This window comes from uncultured Virgibacillus sp. (genome assembly GCF_947495635.1).
In the GTDB taxonomy this organism is placed as follows: domain Bacteria; phylum Bacillota; class Bacilli; order Bacillales; family Amphibacillaceae; genus Virgibacillus; species Virgibacillus salarius.
This window is the reverse complement of record NZ_CANMAB010000026.1, coordinates 21,990-42,013: the sequence shown is the minus strand read 5'-3', so window position 1 is coordinate 42,013 and position 20,024 is coordinate 21,990. Positions and strand designations below refer to the sequence as shown.

The window sequence follows — 20,024 nt, the reverse complement described above, 5'->3', positions numbered from 1 at the left end:
GTAGCTATTATTCCATAATAGCTACTAGAGGAAGCGTAAATCTGAGCATTTAGTGATAAGGACTGAGCGAATTTTGCTCAGTTTTTCTAAATAATACCCTTTTTATCCCATATATAACTGGCGGTAATACTCCCACTTCAAGTAACCAATAGGGATAGGGGTGGGATCGACTGCCAGTAAATGTTCGATTAGTTCTAGGGACTTTAGGTCATACCCTTGTGGTACTAACCAACCCTGGGGGATGAACCAAACCTCCACGGATTGAAGTTTTACTTTATCATATTCTTTCTCTCCATATAGCTAGTCATGCATAGGTTAATTCTATAAGTATTATTATGCTCTTACAAGATTTCCTTTTTAAAATAGGAAGCTGTGATAATCAATACGCAAATTCATCATTTCTATAATCTGTGCGTATGTTTTGAAACTTTGCTTCTTTTTAGAAATAATCTAAGTCTGTATAAGAAAAGGGCTGCTAATTACCAGCCCATTATGTCATTTATGAAAAATATAGTGGGTTATAGCCACTCTTTACACTCGTCAGCTAATCGCTGTAATTCGTTAAAGAATTGACTAGCGTGATATCCATCGCAAACAGCATGATGGACTTGTATTGAAATAGGTAAAAATAATTTATCTCCCTGATTAAAATACTTACCTCCTGTAATGATTGGTAGTAAGAATGTACCATCATTAAAGATATTTAAGTTAAAACCTGTAAAACTAGTCCAGGGGATGCATGAAATAGGAATTGCGTTTTTAGGCGTTTGTTTTTTTGCGCTTATCTCTTTTACATTGCCATAAAGCTTCATATCCTGTTGATAGTTTTTATAAAAGGAATAGAAGTTTACTTCGTATGCTGTCCATATAGTAGAAAACGTCTTATTCTCGTTATGAAAAATAGTATAGCTTGGTATCATCTGATCCCAAAATCCCAGTCTTCCTTCTTCATCCAAACACGTTCTAAATTCAACTTGACAATTAACGACCTTAGTAACCATATAGATAAAAACAGGATAAAACTTAATATTCATTTCACGAGTTTTTGCTAATAACCTTGTAATATCTATATTTGCAGTCATGCTGAACGTACATCTAGTATGATTTAAAAAATGTTCAAAATAAGGTTTTCTTTCCCAAGTATTTATATCAATTAAATTAAATGTCATAGTTTATATGCCTCCTAAATTTTTTTGAATAAATTTAAGAGGCAATCTTCACGGTTCGCTTCATTACTCACTCACCCTTATATAATGTCATTTATTATTGCAATATATAACAAAATTAAATAAATGTACACCCTCTAAATAAAATAGATTTATACTTTATCATTTGATGGTAGAAAATTAAAATGGTGTAGTGTTTGAAGCTGTACGGATACCTAGATACCTAATCTTGTTATATCGCAAATATTCTATTGGTTTGGTATTAACTCATTCTAATTATGTTTGCTTCGTATAGTAAGTAAGTGTGATTTAACGTTCTTCAACGAATAACCTATTTGTAGAGTAGATTTTTATTCTGAAATATACACTTAATATAATCTGTATTACTAAATATCGATCAGTTTACAATATGCTCTAAGAGTAGGAGGGGGATGGAAGAAATCAACGCTATGTAGCTGTTTTTTCTTGTAATAGGATGCTTTTTTAAAAAAGTTAAATTGCTGTAAAATTAACAAAAAATTGCAGGGAAATAAGGATATGTATAAAAGTAGTATGTATATTGAAAAAGGAGGTAACAAGATGTATAAAATTTTATTTTCCCTGCTGTTAGTAACTGTTATATCCGTTGTGGCTTTTGGAAACACGTCACATGCCTCTGAAGCTATTACTAAGGACGATGTAACTCTCTTGAAAACATTCGGACCATACAAGTTTAAAACAAAAGATGGTAAGTGGGACGGAAAAGTAGTAGTACCCTCTGGTGGTGCAGACGTTACGGTAACTGTAAGGAATTTGAATTTTTATGGAGAACCATTGGTGCGTTTATGTAATGCTTCATCGGGAAACTGTACTGGTTTTGGTCCATTAAGGCAGCCACTACTAACTAGAACTTTTACTGATATGTTACCCGGAACCTATTATGGAGATGTAGTTACTGGTGTGGTAACATCTAGTGGTACCATAAGCTTTGATGTTAGATAGAAGGTACTTGGATAGATAAAACAAATGAAAGTTGGTTGCGGATTTATATGATTGATGTGCATTGAATATAGTGCCCTTTCCTTGGTTGGAGGGGGTGTCTTTTTTCATTTTGGAATACTTTTTTCATCGTGATGGTAACACTGATATTGAGGTCAACATCTTCCTAAGATCACCAGCTGGTAACGCTCATAAATAAAAAACCCTCCATAAAAAGGAGGATGAAAGGGAAGGAAATAATAAAATGTGGAATAAATAATCTTGTACATTAGTCTACGTAAAAAGCTGAGATTGTGTTTGGGATATATTAATCATTTTTTGCAAAAAAGAATGGATGGTTGAAATTCACCTTAGCATGGAGGCTTCTGCTTTGTCTCATATATATCTGGCAGTAAGACCCCACTTCCAGCAAAAAAGTGAAACCAATATGGATAAGAGGGGATCAACTGCCAGTAAATGTCCGATTGGTTCAAAGGCCTTTAGGTCATACCCTTGTGGCACGAACAATCAGTGGGTTATAAACAAAACCCCCACGGATTGAAGTTTTACTTTATTTCTTCGTTCACCTCTATATCTCTCCAATATGTGTATGGTCCATTACTTGTTAAAATTGCATTTTTCGGTACTTGTTTAAGTATGAGTAAAAGATTAAGAATGTCGACGGACGATGCCATTGCATTTAGGATTATCAGAAATTTTAATGCTGGTGTTAGGAGTCCTAGCATACCTAATAGCAGTGGCGCAATTATGGAAATAGTGATGAACGGAGCAATGGTGATTAGGATATATCTTGATTTTACGATCTCTTCCTCTGTTATTACAAACCCCCCGAATAACGTTAAACCTAGATATGTTTTATCTGATGTAATAAAATGTGGTATGAATATCAAATGAAAGATTTCGTGAAGTATTAAAAGTAGGATTAGCATAAAAATAATAGGAACGTTAATAGTTAGTGAGATTTTGTCTGCTGTCAGTCCAAACTCATGAAAGGATATAGTGGAAAAGATATGTATGACCCCAATAGAGAGAATTGCAGCTACCATCATCAACGGAATAGATAACAAAATAGCATGGCATAAATGTTTAGGTTCTCTCATTGGAACCCATCCCTTTTTTATTAAATCTATGTGTAAATGTGGGTTGCTTTTTGGCAAGTTGTTTCTTATTTTCATTCGATTCCCTCATTTAGAATTCTTTTAATATAATAGAAGGTAAGCTTTTATGTAGCAGGTTTGCAGGAGAGATGACAGTGCTTGTCTAAGAAATATCTTTATCCCGCATATAACTGGCAGTAAGCCCTCACTTCAAGCAATAAAGTGAAACCAATATGGATAAGTGGGGGATCGCCTGCCAGTAATGTCCGATTGGTTCAAAGCCTTTAGGTCATACTCTTGTGGTACTAACAAGCGGTGGGGGATAAACAAAACCCCCACTGCCTGAAGTTTTACTTTATGCTGTATTACGATTCCGCGGGTAGAGGTGAAGCTTCCTCCTAAGAAAAACGCTCAAAGCAGGATCTACCTTTTCTCCAGCAAGCAAGGAGTGTATAGTTCAGTTTCAGTAGCTAGATGACCTTCTAGGACAGCCCTATTGGTTTTACATGGAATCTGATTTTAGTTTAGAGTATAAATGAAGGTCGATGTACCTTTCATCATACTTTTCATATTGTCTAAGGGTGCCCTCTAACGTAAAGCGAAGCTTTTCAACTAGTTTAATAGAATTATGATTATCAGGTTCAATCTTAGCTTCGATACGATTAAGATTAAACGAATCAAATCCAACCGTAAGCAATTTAGAGATTGCCTCTGTGGCGTAGCCCTTCCCCCAAGATTCCTTTGCTAATTCGTAGCCAATCTCCGCCTTTTCATTTTCCTGATCTAACGAATTAAAACCACATGAGCCAATAATTTGATTTGTTGCTAATTCAATAATTGTATAGCGAATAGCTTTATTATCCTCATACAGCTTATTTAGAAAATGAATCATATCTTGTGCTTGGCTTTCATCAGTAAAACTAGTTATATTCATGAATTTAGTCACTTCAGGATCGGACCAAATGTTGAATAAACTAGCTGCATCATTTGTTTCCATTTTTCGTAAACATAGTCTATCCGTGATTAAGTTGGTAATCAATACTTACCCCTCCAATTTATTTATACTATGGGCTATAAATATTGATAGCTGCGCATCATTCAGTCCCTTCTTGCGTTGAAATTAATTCGATTATACAAGGTTTAAAAAAGTAAGTAAATAGCAACATTAATATGTTGCTGCTAGATAAAACCTATTCTAGATATTTAAGCTATCGTGAGAAAAGTAAGCGAGGTCGCTTTAGAATGTTGAGGAAGTAGGCAATGGAATTAATGAAAAAAGTAAAAATAGAGTACAGTGCACATCACAACCTTGGCTTGTAAGAACAGAACAATATCCTTCACCTAACTAGGAAAGCTAGGTGAAAGACATTTTTTTCTAATTGCTACAGAAGGCCATTGACTCCTTAGGAGTTTTGTTGTGTCCTTAGCATACACTAAGATTTTCTCATTAGGTCAAGCGAATGAATTAATTGAATTGGAACTCAATTGCTTCATCATCCATGATGGAGTGGTAAAATAATTCATCCTTATCAAGTAGCCATTTTTTTTCTTTTTCATCATAAATGACAGTTAGCTTTCTCGTTCTAGTATAGTTTTTCTTATCTTCATCTCTGGATAACCAGCCTAAATCACCATTAGGTTCGTGATAGGTGAGCACAGCGTTTATTTGAAATATATATTGGTTTAGTTGTTTATCATATTCGGTGTGTAGCAGTGACTTTTTATTGTATACTGCTTTTAATAATTCGCCTGTATACTTTGGTTCCTTGGCCTTTATTTCTTTTATTCTATCGGCTAATTGCTCTTTAAGCTTCTTCGTAGCTCCAGTTTTTAATAGGGATGCATCTTTTTTAGATAACGCTTGTCGATATTGAATCAATATATCATTTAACTGTTTGAATAATGCTTCTTCATTCTGTTCTGATAATGGATAGATAGTGTCGAACTGAACATAATCTCCATTGATATAATGCTCTTCACTTTTTGCAGTTCCCCATGGAAATTCTTTTTCAGCGTATAAGGAAACTGATTCATTTGTTGGGAACATACCAATTGACGTCTTGTCTGAACCGACGGTAATATCTGTTTTTTCTCCATTAATATAGAGGGTAGAATCATCATAGATGGAGGAAACTTCCACTTCAGTTGCATCAAGCTCTAATGTATGAATGAGTGTCGAATCATTGGAGTTAAACAATTCCACTTCCTCATCAATACTTGATGATATATAAGAATTCTCGAAGGTAGCAGTTACCTTATGCATACCAGGCATGTATGGTCCAAATTCTTTATGATAGCCTTCTCCAGAAGATGTCCCTACTTTCTCATCGTCAACATACAGGTCAATACCTTCCGTATCCATATATAGGTCGAGATGCATCGGAGAAACCACGATTTTATAATCATCGAAGAACATCCACTTTTTACCATCTTTTACTATATTAACAGTAGCATATGTATTATTTAAAGAAGCTTTGGCCATGGTGCCTGATGATACCGTTTCAACTTGCTCGTTTAAACGATTAATCAGCGTTTCGTGTTTTTTAGGGTGGTTTGCTAGATATTCCAAAAACTGTGAAGCATTCTCCTCTGTTACATTGAATGAGTCATTTACGGGATGAAGAATGCCTTTTAAAGCGTCGACATCTTTCTCGTTGACTGCTGTTTCAAAAGCTTGAATCTCTTTCTCTGGTGTGAATTTACTGTTTCCAACTAAGAAAAATGAAATAATAGCAGCAATCAGGATGATGGTGGAGCATATGATGGCAAGTAATTTTTTGCTATTAGTTTTATTCTTCCCAACTTTCTTCGTTGGTTCTGACAATGGATTGCCACATTCTGGACAAAAATTTTTATTCTGATTCGTTTTATAGCCACAATTTTTACATTTCATGAATGCTTTCCCTACCTTTCTAAACTTATTGCGTGGACGATTACCACAGTATACTAATCGTACCATAATGAATAAAATTGATAATGCCACTTTTTCCCTGTTTTTACCACGAAATTGATAGGACTTTTTGATAGAGGAATGAAATATGAACTATAAACGATAGAAAAATGGATGAATAGTTCCGTCTATAAATGAAGAAAAGTGGCTGTTTTAATATTACAATTTGATTACAATCCGGAAATTCTGCTTCGTCATCATTAGTTATTAAGTAATATTACCTAGTTAAAAAGAAACTTATATATGGAAAAAAATTCCATAGTTATAATATATGGATAATAAAGAATATTTAAATTACGATAGTTTTTTCAGATTATGTTTGAAAAATAGCCATAATTTTTTAATTAGGCGTATTTTATTAAGAATTTATCTATGTAACGTACGGAAAAATATCTTGAATTAAAGCTTTCGACAAAAAATACTTCGAATTTAAAGTAATTCCTGAATAACAATAGGTAAAAATAACCATTTTATGGTTTACATCTTATTTTTATAATCGGTTTTTAGTAATATTTAGGGAGGATAAATAAAATGGTATTAAATCATTAAGTAAAGGTGATTCCAATGAATAAGATTAGTCTGGTTTTATTAACAAAGGATAGTGATTATGCTAATTATTTCTCGAACTTTCTTATTAGTTCAAATCTTAAAGAGAAATTTTCCTCCAAAATTTTCACGGAAATAGATACGTTTAAAGAGAGTACACGTAACAAGAAGCAGCACATATTACTAACAGATATGATTATTGATCATGAAAGCTCGGTTACTTTTGATAAAATAATCACACTTTCTGAAGAACAGATAAGTAAAACACATGATTCCATTGCATCTATATATAAGTATCAGCCTTTTCATGAGCTTATGTCACAGGTGTTAGCCATGTATTATGAAATGAACGGAAAGCTTGGTTCGGTAATGAATGGGAAAGAAACGGATAGCGTTATTAGCTTCTATAGTGGAAATGGTGGAGTTGGTAAGACGATCTTATCCCTTTGTTTAGCAAAGCATTTAAGTTTTAAAGAGAAGCGCGTCTTCTATCTTAGCCTAGAAGAATTACATAGTACATATTTATACTTCAAACAGGATAAACCATCCTCCGCCGAGGTGTTTTATTATTTAAAAAAAGATAAAGATCAGCTTATTGCTAATATCGAATCGTTAAAGTCAAGAGATGCTTTAACAAACATAGACTACTTCTCATTTCCAGTACTTCCAGAAGAAATGCAATTAGCAACAGAAGAAGATATTGAAACGCTTATACAGGCAATTAGAGATACACAAAATTATGATTATATTATTGTTGATCTTGATAGCTCCATTCATGTACGAAATCGTACTGCTCTTAAGAATAGTGATGAAGTATTCTGGGTTTTGTCTTCGAACGAGACTAGCTTTTCAAGTGCTAATAATGTCATGGAACATGATTTAGTTGGAATTGGGAATGATCGGTCCAATATCCACTTTATTTTAAACAATGTGGGTGAGGAATTGTTTGACGGTTTTGATGCATTTAATTTTAGTATCGAAGCGCATATCCCATTTCATGTCCATTGGCTTAACAAAAGTGAAGAAACAAAGTTACAGGAAGATATCGTTGTCGGTGAACAGCTTTTCAAATTACTAAAAGAAAATACGATTCAATCATCGGAGGTGTCTCCGCAGTGGCAATAAGTGAAACTAAGGATAAGGAATCAGCTCATCAACAGCCCACGAGCAAGGTACCAAAAACGGAGGATGAAATTACGAAGCTGTTAATCGATAAATTAAGGGAAACACTAGACTTCATGCATTCAACTACAAATGACGAGCTACTGGAACTCGTTGAAGAGACAGTGATTGAGTATGCAAGAGAGTCAAAGATTTCCTCAGTTATGATTAAACGAATCGTTGATCGAATGTATCATGCATTTAGAGGACTTGGCGTATTACAGCCAATATTGGATGATCCATCTATAACGGAGATTATGATAAATAATTATGATGAAATTTATATCGAACGAGATGGTCAAGTATCGAATGCAAATGTGAAATTTGAGAATCAACAAAAGCTTGAAGATACGATTCAAGCAATTGTTTCTAAGGTTAACCGAGTTGTTAATGAATCCAGTCCTATTGTAGATGCTAGATTAGAAGATGGCTCTAGGGTAAATGTTGTATTACCACCAGTAGCCTTAAAAGGTCCAGCTATGACAATTCGTAAATTTCCAGAAAAGCCTTTAATGATTGAAGACTTGATCCAGTTTGGTGCATTGGATGAGGACGTTGCTTATTTTCTCGAACAGTTAGTAGAAGCGAAGTATAATATTTTCATTAGTGGTGGAACGGGTTCTGGTAAGACGACATTCTTAAATGTATTGTCCAATTTTATACCAACCGAGGAAAGAATTCTTACTATCGAGGATTCGGCAGAGTTACAAATACGCAAAGTTCCAAATCTAGTTAGTCTCGAAACAAGAAATGCCAATACAGAGGGTAAAGGCGAAATTACAATCAGAGATTTAATCAAGGCTTCCTTACGTATGCGACCGAACAGGATTATTGTTGGTGAGGTACGTGGGCAAGAGGCATTAGATATGCTGCAGGCGATGAACACTGGTCATGATGGGTCTCTTTCTACAGGGCACGCGAACTCCGTTTATGATATGCTAAGCCGTTTAGAAACGATGGTTTTAAGTGGTGCTGAATTACCAATTGAAGTTATCCGTAAACAAATAGGATCGGCAATTGATATCATGGTCCATTTATCGAGGCTTAGAGACCATTCGCGTCGAGTAATGGAGATTTCTGAGGTGTGTGGAGTAGAGAATGGTGAAATTATTATTAAACCATTATATGTTTTTGAAGAAACCGGAGAGGACTACAGAGGAAAAATTATCGGTAAGCTTCAAAAGACGGATCATAAGCTGGAAAATACATCAAAGCTAAAACTTACAGGAAAGAACGATGTATTGGAGCAGTTTGCCTAATAGTAGGTGTGCCTGAAGAGGAGGATGATAAATGGACACAAGAGAAATCCTTTCACTTACCGCTATTATTGTTTGTGTAGGAATATTTATTTTCCGTAGAGTCCGAAAGAAAAAGTTGGCAAACATAGAAAAAAAACTGGCAGAAAAGCATGGTGCTGAGGTTAGAAGAAGAAGTATAGAAGCAATTAAAAGAAGGACCATAGGTGGAGAAAATCTTATTGACTATGGAACCTATAAATTGTCGAAAACAGAACGAGTGAAGTATACATTATTAGCAGCTAGTATTATATTTTGTGTAGGAATAATATTTTATGACAGTATCATTGTATCAAGTATCGCTGCATGTCTTGGAATTATTTATCCTAAATTTAAGCGTAAAGATTTAATAAAAATGCGAAAAGATGAATTGGCTTTACAATTTAAGGAAGCAATTAGCTCACTTGCATCATCTCTTGCAGCAGGGCAGTCAATTGAGAATGCATTTCGTGAAACTCAAAAGGACTTAAAATTGCTTTATCCCGATAATGACACGTGCATTTTGAAGGAATTAAACTTGATTAACCGGAGAGTTGAAAATGGTGAAATAATTGAACGTGCTATAGATGACTTTGCCAAGCGTTCCGATGTAGATGATATCCGTAATTTTTCAGATGTATTTATTACATGTAAACGAACTGGTGGAGACTTAGTAGAAGTAATCAAACGTACAGCTGATATTATTACAGATAAAATCGAAATACAACAGGATATTAGGGTACTAGTTTCCCAAAAGAAATTTGAGTCTAAGATTATGGCGGTGGCTCCGGTGGGAATTACGGTCATGCTGAAAGTGACTTCCCCTGATTTTGTAGCACCATTATATGAGTTTGGCACATTGGGGCCAATTGTTATGACAGTTGCGCTCGCGTGTATCATTTGTGGACTTTTAATTAGTCAAAAGATTATGGACATAGAGGTATAGGAAGGGTTAATCTATGATACTAAAAAGTATATTGATGGTGATTCTATTAATTATCATTGGCATGAACTTGAAATATAAGAAGGTATATGAATCATTTATTTCTAGTTATAAAGAAGACATTACATTACCTATCATTGCTCCTTACGCATTAGCTATCATTGATAAATTAAACTTGTATAAACGAATGCCGAAATTGATTAATTCTATTCATCAGAAAATGATCATTTTAAAAGGAAGTAAACTATCAGCCGATCATACCAAAATATATTTGGCAAAAATCATCACAACCATAACATTAGCAGTATTCTTTACAATGGTATATGTGGAATTGGACGGTGGAGGTTATACAAATTTAATATATGGATTAATATTGACGGGCATTTTAGGCTTTTATTTAGTGAAGGATTTGGATAAAAAAGTGAGGCAACGAAAGGATTCTATTGTTATTGAATTGCCCGAATTCGTTAATAAAGTCATTCTATTAGTAAATGCAGGAGATACGGTTCAAGGTGCCATAAAAAAATGTGTGGATCAGAATAAACAAAAGGTTTTTGATTCCCCATTATATTTTGAACTAAACGAAGCGGTAAATAAAATGTCAGCAAACACACCCTTTCAGGAGGTGATGAAGGACCTAAATTACAGATGTGGGATTCAGGAGGTTTCCATATTTACGACAACCGTTATGATGAATTATCGCAAAGGTGGAGCTCTCTTAGTTCAATCACTGAAAGAATTATCGGTATCATTATGGGATAAGCGAAAAACGATTACCAGAATTAAAGGGGAAGAAGCATCATCAAAATTGGTATTCCCGATAATCTTTATATTTGGTGCCGTGTTATTAATTGTTATTTACCCAGCAATAGCTATATTTTAATTATTAAATTTATATGCATAGAGGAGAGAGTTTACATGGAAAAAATCACAAATTTTTGGAAGGATTTTTGGAATGATGAAGAGGGATTAGAAACAATTGAAGTGCTTTTAATATTAGCTGTTTTAGTAGCAATTGCCCTCTTATTCAAGGAAAGGATTACAAAATGGGCAAATAATCTATTTGACAATATAGATGAACAGCTTCCAGGTGAGTGATCATGACTATACGTTTTTTGAGGAGGATTAACAATCTATCATGAAAAAAAACAGTTTATTATCCATGTTCTTAGTATTAATAATTTGTCTAATCTTAGCTGCCTGTTCTGATGATAAACCAAATGAGGAAACGGAACAGACGGGGGAAGAGCAAACAGAAACAGATAGCAATAATACTGATACTTCTAATGAGAATACACAGCAAGAATCGGAAGATGGAACAGCTACAGAAGAAAAAGACGAAGAAACTAGTAATGATGAGTATGTAGAGCATCAACTTGGCTTGAAAATAGGAGAGACAGGAACCGTTGTAAGCTCACCTGATAAATTGAAATACGAAGTGACATTAAATGAAGTAAGCTATCGTGATGAACTTGAAAATGTACCATCACATGGAAATACATTTGTAGTAGTTGATGTAACTGTAAAGAATGTCGATGATAGGACGTTTGATGCTACTGATATTTTTGAACCTAGTTTAAGAGCAGTCGCATCTGATGAGTATAAGGTACCTATAGGATCTGAAATGATTCAAGGTATTTCAGATATACAGATGATAGAGGGAGAATTAACACCAAGCGATACTAAAACTGGCAATTATGTGTTTCGTATAGAGAAAGCAGATAATTATAACTTTGCTTTTGGTATTGAATCTGATCAAATTACGACCCGAGCTGAATGGGAATTCAGCGAAGGGGAAGTAAAATAAGAGAAAGAATGTTAATTAATAATTAACAGTTGAAATGAAGGGAGTAATCAATATGAAGCCCTTTATGAAGGAAGAGCGGGGAAGCTTTACAATTGAAGCTACCCTTGTCTTCCCTGCTCTTCTAATGTTTACTCTAATTGGTGTTTTCTTTTGTATTATTATTTTTCAAATGGGAACGGCAAGCTATATGGCGCATAAAGTATCAAGTGAGCTCGCCTATACATGGAATAGTACACATAAAGACATAAAAACGGGTGATTTTGAAAAAACAGAATATACAGGTCTAGCTGGTGGAGATGGATTATATTGGCGGGTCGCAGATAATGATGTTTTAGGTTTTTTTAATTTAAGTGGATTTTCTGGAAGGAGTTTGGTAGAAAATAAACTAGACAAGGCATATATTTACAATGGTGCAATTACATTAAAAGTGGACTATAATAATACGCTGATATATAGCGAAGTTGAGGTGGAGGCTGAATCTGGCTTGTATATCCCCACCTTTTTGAAAAATATGATTGGAAGCAAGGTGAAAGGAACATCTAGCCATGTGGTTACTGAAACTCCTGAATTAATTAGAACTGCCAACTTCGGTAAATATTTATGGAGTGAATTTGGCATGAATGGAGCATTAAGTGATGCAGTTAGCTCCATAAGGAAGTTTTTTGGTGGTGAATAACTTGAAAAGAAAAGTAAAACGATTTTTTTTAAAGGATAATGGTTCTGTCTCGATCTATGCTATTATGATTATCCTGCCAATCTTCTTATTAAATGCATTATTGATCGATACGTTGCGTATTCTAAGTGCAGAACGCCAAATAGATAGTGCAATGGAGACTGCATTACGTTCTACCATGTCGCAGTTTAGTTCAGATTTGGCAGGTGTAGGCTTATTTGCATATGATGGAAATGATGCAGGTGGGGATTTTACTACATATATGAATGATCAGTTCTATTCTGGCTCTGAATTGAGTGGTACACAAAACCTTGCGAGACCATCGATTACAAGTGCAACGGCAAGCTTTGATAATTCACGTAACTTAGTTGACTATGATGTTTTTCGACATCAAGTTATAGAAAGTATGAAATATCAAGCACCGGTACAAATGGGGAAAGATTTATTTGAATTACTGACAGGAAATGATATATCAGTAGAAGATGTAGAAGAAGCAGAGGATCTAGTTGAAAACTATGAAGAAATTCTTGACTTAATGAAAAAGAGGAATGCTGAAATTGATGAATCTATTAAACAATTAAATCCTTATAACAAACTGATTAACGAAGATATTAAGAATCGTGTCATTGGTAATCCAGTTTCATCTGATAATGAGAAAATCCCTAAAGGAATAAAAACTTTCAATCAGTTAGTCTTTTATCTTGATAGGTATCAAGAGTTAAAAGAAAAAGAAGCAGATGGAGAGGAAGAATTGAGTTCCAGTGAAGAAAAGGAAATCGATAATTACATAGCAGGAATTAACGCTGAAATATATAAAAGTGTTATCGATATCGAGATATACCATAATGATATACCTACCCATTTAGTTGGTTCTGGTGGTGAATTCACTAATCCCAAAAGTGGATCAGCAAAGGATTATAATGACCAGATTAATGAATTGATGGATGGTAGTGATTTATTATCAGAATTAGAGAAATTTACACTAACGGATGATTTTTTTAAAGATATTTTAGATGGTACGGATGCAATTTATGAAAAAGTTCGAATTGACAAATCCTTAGGTGATAATCCAAACCTAAGTGATCCAGGACAGTATAGTATAGGTCAGTTATTTGCACTGTTTTATATAGCTATTGATAGCAATAATAAAACAGCAGCAGAAATTATTATTCAATCTATCGAGACTAAGTTAAATAACTTAAAAGAAAATCAAGTGAAAAAAATAGAAGATCAAATGCAAAAATATGATGATCTGAAAAAAGCATTGGAAAATGTGGATACGCAAGCAGAAGAAGAAAAAGCAGATGAAAGTTTTGGCAGTTTATGGGCAGAATTGAATAAATATAATGATATCAAAAATCAAATATCAAGTGATAATCAGCTTTATGCTGAGCTTGATAATATTATCGCAGAATATGATGGAGTAACAGGAACTGTAGGCGATACAGAAGAACCGAGTCGTCTACAATTTATCAAAGATGCATTCGATAGATTTAAAGAATTTGTGGTATTTATGCAAGGTTTTCCAACTTCTGTTCGGAATGAACTATATATTAATGAGTACATTATGGCGAATTACGGATCAAAAGAACCATATGAAATTGGAGCTTCAGAATCCTATGCTTTTGCTACAAAAAAAGCACAATATATTACTTATGGATATAATGTTGCTGGAATGAATTACTTTATGTTTTTAAAAGACATAGCTTTAATTTTATTTGTAGGTAACTTAATTTCCCAAGGTATACAGGGGGGATTTGCAGGACCATTAGGCTTTTTTAAGGCACTGGCAGGAGCGATAATAACTACAGCTGATCAGTTGGAAGATCTTACGGAAAAACCTTATAAAATGGATTGGAATCCTTTTAAAATGTTTGGAGGAACAGGTGTGCCGATGAACATGCCGATGTTTCTTAGAATTATAATGGCAATGAAATCTACCAGTGAACCGTATAATAATGAAAAGATGAGAAGAGTACAGGCAGTTGTAACGAAGGAGACGGGTGTTAATTTAAATGACAAACCATCGTATATCGAAGGAAATGTACAAGGTAAATTAAAGCTATGGTTTATTCCACAATTAGCAGAAGTATTACCTGGAAATGTAGAGGGGAACTATTATATTTTTGAAAAACGGAAAGTATACTCATATTAATCAGGAGGGAATAATTGATGAAAAAACTATTGATTATGTTATTTGCAAGTTTGCTATTAGTAGCATGTAGTGACGAAGGTGATACTACGAAAGATACTGGAGAAGAAAATAATGAAAAGGCAACTGATACCGATACTTCGAAAAAGGAAGAACAGAAAAAAGTGTATCAAATCGGAGAAACAGCTGTGATCACCAGTGATTTATATGAGTTCGACTATGAGGTAACCGTAGACGATTTTAAGCTAACTAGAGAAGTAGATGGAACCCCTTTAGATGACATTATTTCAGGTGCAGAAGAAGATGGTAGATTTGCCGTCGTCGAGGTTACCATTAAAAATATTAGTGATCGATCCTATGTACCAAACGAAATGTTTTCAGCGAATTTTGCGAGAATGGACGCAAAAGGCGGTGAAACATCTTATGACCAATTCTTTACGATAGGAGATGAGGAATTAGCACCTGGAGAAGAAATACAAGGTCATTTAGTATATACCACTAGAGTTGATTATGCAGATACATTTGTATTAAAGTATGAATTTATGTCTGACGAAGAAACACACTTTGAGTTACCGAACCCAGAACAATAAGCAGTGAATCTAAAAGGTGAGGAGAGGTTATACTACTCCTCACCCGAAACTTTCGAGAAGTATAAAGTATTTATTAATGGCTAAGGAGTTGTTGTGCGTAATGAAAAAACTATCATTCCTACTTATTTTTATCACTTTCTTAGTAGCTGGCTGTTCAAATTCTTCAGGTGGTGATGGTGGCACTTTAGAAGAATTAGATAAAGATAAAGCAAGAGAAGCCATAGCTGAAGGGGCTTTAGAGAGCCATATCCTACATGATAAAGGCTATAGCCCATCCGATATTGTAAATATCGAGGTTTGTGAATCATACCATATTGACAATGAAGAAGCTGGATTTATCGATATGTATAAAGTGGAGTGGGAGACAAGTGATGGTAAATTTGCGTACGATTTCTCGCTAACTACTGATTATGAGATAGAAATAATTTCTGGCTATAGAAAAATTGAAGACCGCTGCATCTATATTGATTAATAGGAAGGTCCTTTTAGTGAGAAAGTACAAGAATATTAAGTTGTGATTTTAGATAAAAATTAGGAGTTGCTAGAAATGAAGAAATTATTAATGGCGTTAGGGGCCTCATTTCTATTACTTGCCGGATGTGGGAATAATGAAACGGATACTGAAAGTGCCCCAAGTATACGTATTGAAGATTTAGATCAAGCAAAAGCAAAAAGTGCGATTGTAGAAGGAGCACTAGACATGAACTTTCCAGGCAGAGATTATCAAGAAGCTGATATTATCAATATTGAAGTTTGTGAATCACTACATATAGACCATAAAAGTGATGGATTTACCGGTAAATTTATTACATTTTGGGAAACAAGTGATGGTGAACAAAGGAACCATTTCTTAATAAATGATAATTATGAAGTAGAAAAAATAGCTAATTACGACAAGATTCCTGATCGTTGTGTGAACATTGATTAAACCGTATTAAATCATAAGGAAAAGGGGTGTGTTATGTTGAATTTTCTAAAAAAAAATAGTGGAAGTATAACGTTGGAAGCAGCATTAATCATCCCTCTTTTGTTAACTTTTATTTTGTTTCTCACCTCATTAGTGAAAATTTCGATAGCTGAGATGGCATTACAGGAAGCGGTAAATGAAACAGCTCAGTCTGTAGCTCATTATTCATATTTAGCAATGGTAGGGCAAGGTCTGATCCAAGAACAAACAGATGGGTTTGTTGATTCTTTGACAGAGGGTGCTGCAGGTAAGTTAGGAAATCATGAGGTGGCTAATTATATACTTGATAAATTAGGAGCAGTAGGTAAGGATGTTATTCCAACATCAGGGCAAGGACTTAATTACTTCTCCAATGAAATTTATCAAGGAATAGTTCAAAAAAAATACGAAGAAAATGTATTTAGCTCAACTTTTTTTAGTCCAGAAAGTGTTCGAGTAATAGATTCCTCCTTTCCACATGGAACTAGCGAAGATGCGGCAAATGTAAAGATTGAAGCTGAAAATACCATGCAAATTGTGCTCCCTTTTTTTGAAAAAGAGATCAAAATTAAAAAGATTGTAGTTGAGCGTGGATGGGTTGGAAATTAATAGGGGTAAAACATTGTAAGGACATTAATTTATTAATTATTTTTAATTGCGCTAGCTTATTTTAATATTCGCAAGCAGAGAATCCCTAAATTCAAATCGTGTTTGGAAGTATTATGTCTAGTCTTTTATATTTTTAAAAAGCTATAGGTGCTTGTGATGAGCAATTATTTGCAGTTATTGAGTGATAATAGGCGTATTATTTACGCTTTGTGCTTTTATATATCTATTATATTCGTAGGGTTATTGGAGTTATAGTTTTATATTTACGAAAACCGTTTTTATTAAGTTGACGTTAGTTTTTTTACATATTAAAGAAAGTATACAAAAAGGTCATTAACACCAGTTAAAAAATAATGTATTAAACCCGTACATATGCTTTATTTCTTGGAAGTTATATATCGTATAAGACTAGGGGCGGTGTAGGAAGGAGATTTTCTTGAAAAAATCATTAACTTTGTTATTAGCAATTTTGTTATTAGTAGCATGTAGTGATAAAGGTGATACTACCAAAGATACTGGAGAAGAAAATAATAAAACGGCGATTCAGTAGGATGAATCGAAAACCAATACTACAGAAACGGAAGAACAGAAAAAAGTTTATCAGATGAGAGAAACAGCAACAGTTACCAGTGATTTATATGATTTTGATTATGAGGTAACGGTGAATGATTTTAATATCCAAAATGAAGTAGACAGTGTGAAAATACAAGATTATATTACTGGTGCAGATGAAGGTTATGGATTTGCTGTAGTAGATGTAACGATTAAAAATAGAAGTGACGAGTCGTACGTTCCAAATGAAATGTTTTCAGCGAATTTAGCAAAAGAGGGTGACACTGCGGGAGATATTTCAAATGACGAATTTTTTGAAGTTGGTGATAAAGAGTTGGCTCCCGGAGATGAATTGAAAGGTCATCTAGTTTACGATATACCACTAGATGATTCAAGAAAATACACATTAAAATATGAAATATCATCTGATGAAGAAATACACTTTGTATTACCTAACCCTAAAAAGTAAGTTATTTAGAGATTATTATGAAAAAGATCTGTCTAATTTTTCTTGCTATTATTATGCTTGTAGCAGGTTGTAGTGATAGTGATAATACAAGAGAAAAAAATAAAAATCCTGAGCTTGCAGAAACAGCAAATAATAATCGAGAAGATATTGAACTACACAATGTTGGTGAAACAGTACAGGTGAAAAGTAATAAATATGATTTCACTTATGAAGTTACCTTGAATAGTTATAAAGAGAAGGATGAATATGAAGGGAAATCCGTTGCTGATTTTAATGCAGATGGTGGAGACTTTACTGGAGTTAAATTTGCTGTAGTAAATCTTACAATTAAAAATACGAGTACTGAGCTTTTTATACCTTTTGATAAAATTGAACCCATTTTCTTAAACTCAGCTCCCTTAGGTTTCTTTAATGAATTAACTCCGGAATTAGGAGATAGTTTAAATTCTGGTGAATAAATAACAACTAACTTGATATCAATCACAAATTTTAAAGAAAATAATAGCTTTTTAGTTTTTGAATTTATGATGGATGAAGAAGTATGATTTACATTAAAGAACGTTGAATAATAATCTTGCATAATACTTAGGGTAGCATTGCTGCCCTTAGGAATGAGATATTTTGATATATTTTATTCCTAAGTATAGCAATGAGGTAGTGGGGAAATATCTTGGTAGATTGTTTGTTAAACGAAATAGGGGGATACCAATGAAAAAATTATTAGTATTATTAGTACTACTAGCAGTAATTGTAGTAGCAGGTTGTAGCGATAACGATGAAGGTGATAACAAAGAGGAGAAAGATGATAACAAGGAACAAGCGACAGAAACAAACGATGATAATAATAAACGTAAAGATGCTGAGGATAAAAAAGTTTATCAGATAGGGGAAACGGCGACAATTACGAGTGATTTATATGACTTCCCATACGAAGTTACGGTTAATGATTTTGAATTAACTTCAAAACCAATTAATGGAATTGATCTAGAACAATTCGGCTATACTTCTGAAGAAGGTGGACAATTTGCTGTAATTAATGCAACTATTAAAAATATTAGCGATCAACCATTTGTACCAAATGAAATGATTTCTGCCCAACTTGTATCAGAATCTATTGGTTTAAACTCTGAAGATGAAGATTTCTTTCTAGAAAGAAACGAAGAATTAAATCCAGGAGAAGAAATTACAGGTGATTTAGTATATATAAGTAGTGATTTTAACAAAGATAATGTTCTTTATCTGGTTTATGAATATATGGCATCCAATGAGGAAACTAAATTCGAACTACCTGTTTCATCATAAGCGTTGTCAATATGGGGTAGCTTACTACTCTTAGAATGAAGATATTAAATTTAAATATCTTCATTCTAAGGGAGATAAGAAAATCTGATATACGGAGGGGTTATTACTGATGAAAAAACTATTAGTATTATTGTTTATCATAATAATTGTATCAGGTTGTAATAACACACCTTTCATGTATTTGAAAAGAACCGCATGCTTGAATAGTGAAATGTATAAATAAAGAAAAAAGCAGCAGAGCGCGGCTGGGTAGGGAATTAATTTAGGAAGGAGGGAGAAGAATGCCAACACATTTCTATCTATTAATTGTGTTTTTAGGGGTTGCAGCATTTTATGATATCAAATATTCCAGATTACCAAATTGGTTGAACGTTAGTGGTGCAATGGTAGGTTTGTTATTTCATTTATTTTTCAATCAATTGGACGGGTTGTTAAATTCTGTATTTGGGTTATTGGCTGGTGGAGGTATTATGCTAGTCTTGTATATTTTTAAAGCTATAGGTGCTGGTGATGTGAAATTATTTGCAGCAATTGGAGCGATTTCTGGAGTTTTATTTACGCTATATTCCATTATGTATTCCATCATTTTTGCTGGATTCATTGCAATTATTATCTTATTATTTACTAAAACATTTTTAGTTAATATGACGTTAGCTTTCTATCATATTTTTGAATCGATTCGAGATAAATCGTTAACACCACTGGACGACTTTAAGAATAACATTTCTAATCGTTTTCCATTTATTTATGCTGTAATACCAGGTGTTGTAACTTCATTTTATTATATGTATTTGGCTTAAGGGGGAGAA

General features: G+C 33.8%; 23 protein-coding genes. 18 read left to right on the top strand and 5 right to left on the bottom strand.

Annotation, left to right across the window (positions count from 1 at the left end; genetic code table 11):
• Window positions 1-518: 518 nt before the first annotated feature.
• The gene (gene catA / locus Q1A47_RS08090; protein WP_166530390.1) at window positions 519-1,169 is read right to left on the bottom strand and encodes a type A chloramphenicol O-acetyltransferase; all 651 of its coding nucleotides are present in this window, start codon (window positions 1,167-1,169) and stop codon (window positions 519-521) included.
• 576 nt (window positions 1,170-1,745) lie between these two features.
• On the opposite strand from catA, the gene Q1A47_RS08085 reads away from it, so the two are divergent.
• Window positions 1,746-2,147 (top strand): hypothetical protein, encoded by a 402-nt coding sequence (locus Q1A47_RS08085; RefSeq protein ID WP_166530389.1) that lies wholly within the window; start codon window positions 1,746-1,748, stop codon window positions 2,145-2,147.
• Between the two features lie 372 nt (window positions 2,148-2,519).
• On the opposite strand, the gene Q1A47_RS08080 is transcribed toward Q1A47_RS08085, so the two are convergent.
• The 4 genes from Q1A47_RS08080 to Q1A47_RS08065 form a co-directional block, all read right to left on the bottom strand.
• Window positions 2,520-2,651, bottom strand: a complete 132-nt coding sequence (locus Q1A47_RS08080; RefSeq protein WP_299631551.1) for a hypothetical protein — start codon at window positions 2,649-2,651, stop codon at window positions 2,520-2,522.
• 38 nt (window positions 2,652-2,689) lie between these two features.
• On the bottom strand, window positions 2,690-3,244 hold the full coding sequence (locus Q1A47_RS08075; protein ID WP_309299830.1) for a DUF3267 domain-containing protein: 555 nt from the start codon (window positions 3,242-3,244) through the stop codon (window positions 2,690-2,692).
• Between the two features lie 499 nt (window positions 3,245-3,743).
• Complete coding sequence (locus Q1A47_RS08070) at window positions 3,744-4,280, bottom strand: GNAT family N-acetyltransferase (protein ID WP_166530388.1); 537 nt, start codon at window positions 4,278-4,280, stop codon at window positions 3,744-3,746.
• Between the two features lie 426 nt (window positions 4,281-4,706).
• Window positions 4,707-6,134, bottom strand: a complete 1,428-nt coding sequence (locus Q1A47_RS08065; RefSeq protein ID WP_166530387.1) for a zinc ribbon domain-containing protein — start codon at window positions 6,132-6,134, stop codon at window positions 4,707-4,709.
• Between the two features lie 621 nt (window positions 6,135-6,755).
• Between Q1A47_RS08065 and Q1A47_RS08060 the strand changes: the two genes are divergently transcribed.
• The 17 genes from Q1A47_RS08060 (at window position 6,756) to Q1A47_RS07985 (ending at window position 20,015) form a co-directional block, all read left to right on the top strand.
• Window positions 6,756-7,862 (top strand): AAA family ATPase, encoded by a 1,107-nt coding sequence (locus Q1A47_RS08060; RefSeq protein ID WP_121604564.1) that lies wholly within the window; start codon window positions 6,756-6,758, stop codon window positions 7,860-7,862.
• A 113-nt stretch (window positions 7,863-7,975) separates the two neighbouring features.
• Window positions 7,976-9,157 carry a CpaF family protein gene (locus Q1A47_RS08055; RefSeq protein WP_051388483.1) on the top strand — a complete coding sequence of 394 codons (1,182 nt, stop codon included), beginning with the start codon at window positions 7,976-7,978 and terminating at the stop codon, window positions 9,155-9,157.
• Window positions 9,158-9,188: 31 nt separating this feature from the next.
• Window positions 9,189-10,118: a type II secretion system F family protein gene (locus Q1A47_RS08050; RefSeq protein WP_166530386.1), complete on the top strand. Its 930-nt coding sequence runs from the start codon at window positions 9,189-9,191 to the stop codon at window positions 10,116-10,118.
• A 13-nt stretch (window positions 10,119-10,131) separates the two neighbouring features.
• Window positions 10,132-10,998, top strand: a complete 867-nt coding sequence (locus tag Q1A47_RS08045; protein WP_051388480.1) for a type II secretion system F family protein — start codon at window positions 10,132-10,134, stop codon at window positions 10,996-10,998.
• A gap of 35 nt (window positions 10,999-11,033) precedes the next feature.
• On the top strand, window positions 11,034-11,213 hold the full coding sequence (locus tag Q1A47_RS08040; protein ID WP_026683192.1) for a Flp1 family type IVb pilin: 180 nt from the start codon (window positions 11,034-11,036) through the stop codon (window positions 11,211-11,213).
• Between the two features lie 40 nt (window positions 11,214-11,253).
• Window positions 11,254-11,922, top strand: a complete 669-nt coding sequence (locus Q1A47_RS08035; RefSeq protein WP_166530385.1) for a DUF4352 domain-containing protein — start codon at window positions 11,254-11,256, stop codon at window positions 11,920-11,922.
• 34 nt (window positions 11,923-11,956) lie between these two features.
• A complete protein-coding gene (locus tag Q1A47_RS08030) occupies window positions 11,957-12,598 on the top strand; it encodes a TadE family protein (protein ID WP_299631521.1) in 642 nt (213 codons plus the stop codon).
• Between the two features lies 1 nt (window position 12,599).
• On the top strand, window positions 12,600-14,750 hold the full coding sequence (locus Q1A47_RS08025) for a TadE/TadG family type IV pilus assembly protein (RefSeq protein ID WP_152525467.1): 2,151 nt from the start codon (window positions 12,600-12,602) through the stop codon (window positions 14,748-14,750).
• Window positions 14,751-14,767: 17 nt separating this feature from the next.
• The gene (locus Q1A47_RS08020; protein WP_026683195.1) at window positions 14,768-15,337 is read left to right on the top strand and encodes a DUF4352 domain-containing protein; all 570 of its coding nucleotides are present in this window, start codon (window positions 14,768-14,770) and stop codon (window positions 15,335-15,337) included.
• A gap of 100 nt (window positions 15,338-15,437) precedes the next feature.
• Window positions 15,438-15,809, top strand: coding sequence for a hypothetical protein (locus Q1A47_RS08015; protein ID WP_026683196.1), 372 nt, complete (start codon window positions 15,438-15,440; stop codon window positions 15,807-15,809).
• Between the two features lie 75 nt (window positions 15,810-15,884).
• A complete protein-coding gene (locus Q1A47_RS08010; protein WP_026683197.1) occupies window positions 15,885-16,265 on the top strand; it encodes a hypothetical protein in 381 nt (126 codons plus the stop codon).
• Between the two features lie 36 nt (window positions 16,266-16,301).
• Window positions 16,302-16,892 carry a TadE/TadG family type IV pilus assembly protein gene (locus tag Q1A47_RS08005; protein ID WP_166530383.1) on the top strand — a complete coding sequence of 197 codons (591 nt, stop codon included), beginning with the start codon at window positions 16,302-16,304 and terminating at the stop codon, window positions 16,890-16,892.
• A gap of 604 nt (window positions 16,893-17,496) precedes the next feature.
• On the top strand, window positions 17,497-17,913 hold the full coding sequence (locus Q1A47_RS08000; protein ID WP_166530382.1) for a DUF4352 domain-containing protein: 417 nt from the start codon (window positions 17,497-17,499) through the stop codon (window positions 17,911-17,913).
• A 17-nt stretch (window positions 17,914-17,930) separates the two neighbouring features.
• Window positions 17,931-18,371, top strand: coding sequence for a hypothetical protein (locus Q1A47_RS07995; protein WP_026683200.1), 441 nt, complete (start codon window positions 17,931-17,933; stop codon window positions 18,369-18,371).
• Between the two features lie 250 nt (window positions 18,372-18,621).
• On the top strand, window positions 18,622-19,215 hold the full coding sequence (locus Q1A47_RS07990; RefSeq protein ID WP_166530381.1) for a DUF4352 domain-containing protein: 594 nt from the start codon (window positions 18,622-18,624) through the stop codon (window positions 19,213-19,215).
• Window positions 19,216-19,324: 109 nt separating this feature from the next.
• Window positions 19,325-19,438: a lipoprotein gene (locus Q1A47_RS20870; protein WP_166530380.1), complete on the top strand. Its 114-nt coding sequence runs from the start codon at window positions 19,325-19,327 to the stop codon at window positions 19,436-19,438.
• A gap of 58 nt (window positions 19,439-19,496) precedes the next feature.
• Entirely contained in the window at window positions 19,497-20,015 is a 519-nt protein-coding gene (locus Q1A47_RS07985) for a prepilin peptidase (RefSeq protein ID WP_026683201.1), read from the top strand.
• The last annotated feature ends 9 nt before the right edge of the window (window positions 20,016-20,024 follow it).

Bases quoted from the DNA above. Each gene is read 5' to 3' on its own strand.
- Q1A47_RS08015 (WP_026683196.1), top strand. From the start codon at position 15,438: ATGAAAAAACTATCATTCCTACTTATTTTTATCACTTTCTTAGTAGCT.
- Q1A47_RS08075 (WP_309299830.1), bottom strand. From the start codon at position 3,244: ATGAGAGAACCTAAACATTTATGCCATGCTATTTTGTTATCTATTCCG.
- Q1A47_RS08050 (WP_166530386.1), top strand. From the start codon at position 9,189: ATGGACACAAGAGAAATCCTTTCACTTACCGCTATTATTGTTTGTGTA.
- Q1A47_RS07995 (WP_026683200.1), top strand. From the start codon at position 17,931: ATGAAAAAGATCTGTCTAATTTTTCTTGCTATTATTATGCTTGTAGCA.
- Q1A47_RS08045 (WP_051388480.1), top strand. From the start codon at position 10,132: ATGATACTAAAAAGTATATTGATGGTGATTCTATTAATTATCATTGGC.
- Q1A47_RS08060 (WP_121604564.1), top strand. From the start codon at position 6,756: ATGAATAAGATTAGTCTGGTTTTATTAACAAAGGATAGTGATTATGCT.
- Q1A47_RS20870 (WP_166530380.1), top strand. From the start codon at position 19,325: ATGAAAAAACTATTAGTATTATTGTTTATCATAATAATTGTATCAGGT.
- Q1A47_RS08020 (WP_026683195.1), top strand. From the start codon at position 14,768: ATGAAAAAACTATTGATTATGTTATTTGCAAGTTTGCTATTAGTAGCA.
- catA (WP_166530390.1), bottom strand. From the start codon at position 1,169: ATGACATTTAATTTAATTGATATAAATACTTGGGAAAGAAAACCTTAT.
- Q1A47_RS08085 (WP_166530389.1), top strand. From the start codon at position 1,746: ATGTATAAAATTTTATTTTCCCTGCTGTTAGTAACTGTTATATCCGTT.
- Q1A47_RS07990 (WP_166530381.1), top strand. From the start codon at position 18,622: ATGAAAAAATTATTAGTATTATTAGTACTACTAGCAGTAATTGTAGTA.
- Q1A47_RS08065 (WP_166530387.1), bottom strand. From the start codon at position 6,134: ATGAAATGTAAAAATTGTGGCTATAAAACGAATCAGAATAAAAATTTT.
- Q1A47_RS08035 (WP_166530385.1), top strand. From the start codon at position 11,254: ATGAAAAAAAACAGTTTATTATCCATGTTCTTAGTATTAATAATTTGT.
- Q1A47_RS08030 (WP_299631521.1), top strand. From the start codon at position 11,957: ATGAAGGGAGTAATCAATATGAAGCCCTTTATGAAGGAAGAGCGGGGA.
- Q1A47_RS07985 (WP_026683201.1), top strand. From the start codon at position 19,497: ATGCCAACACATTTCTATCTATTAATTGTGTTTTTAGGGGTTGCAGCA.
- Q1A47_RS08055 (WP_051388483.1), top strand. From the start codon at position 7,976: ATGCATTCAACTACAAATGACGAGCTACTGGAACTCGTTGAAGAGACA.
- Q1A47_RS08040 (WP_026683192.1), top strand. From the start codon at position 11,034: ATGGAAAAAATCACAAATTTTTGGAAGGATTTTTGGAATGATGAAGAG.
- Q1A47_RS08010 (WP_026683197.1), top strand. From the start codon at position 15,885: ATGAAGAAATTATTAATGGCGTTAGGGGCCTCATTTCTATTACTTGCC.
- Q1A47_RS08000 (WP_166530382.1), top strand. From the start codon at position 17,497: ATGAGAGAAACAGCAACAGTTACCAGTGATTTATATGATTTTGATTAT.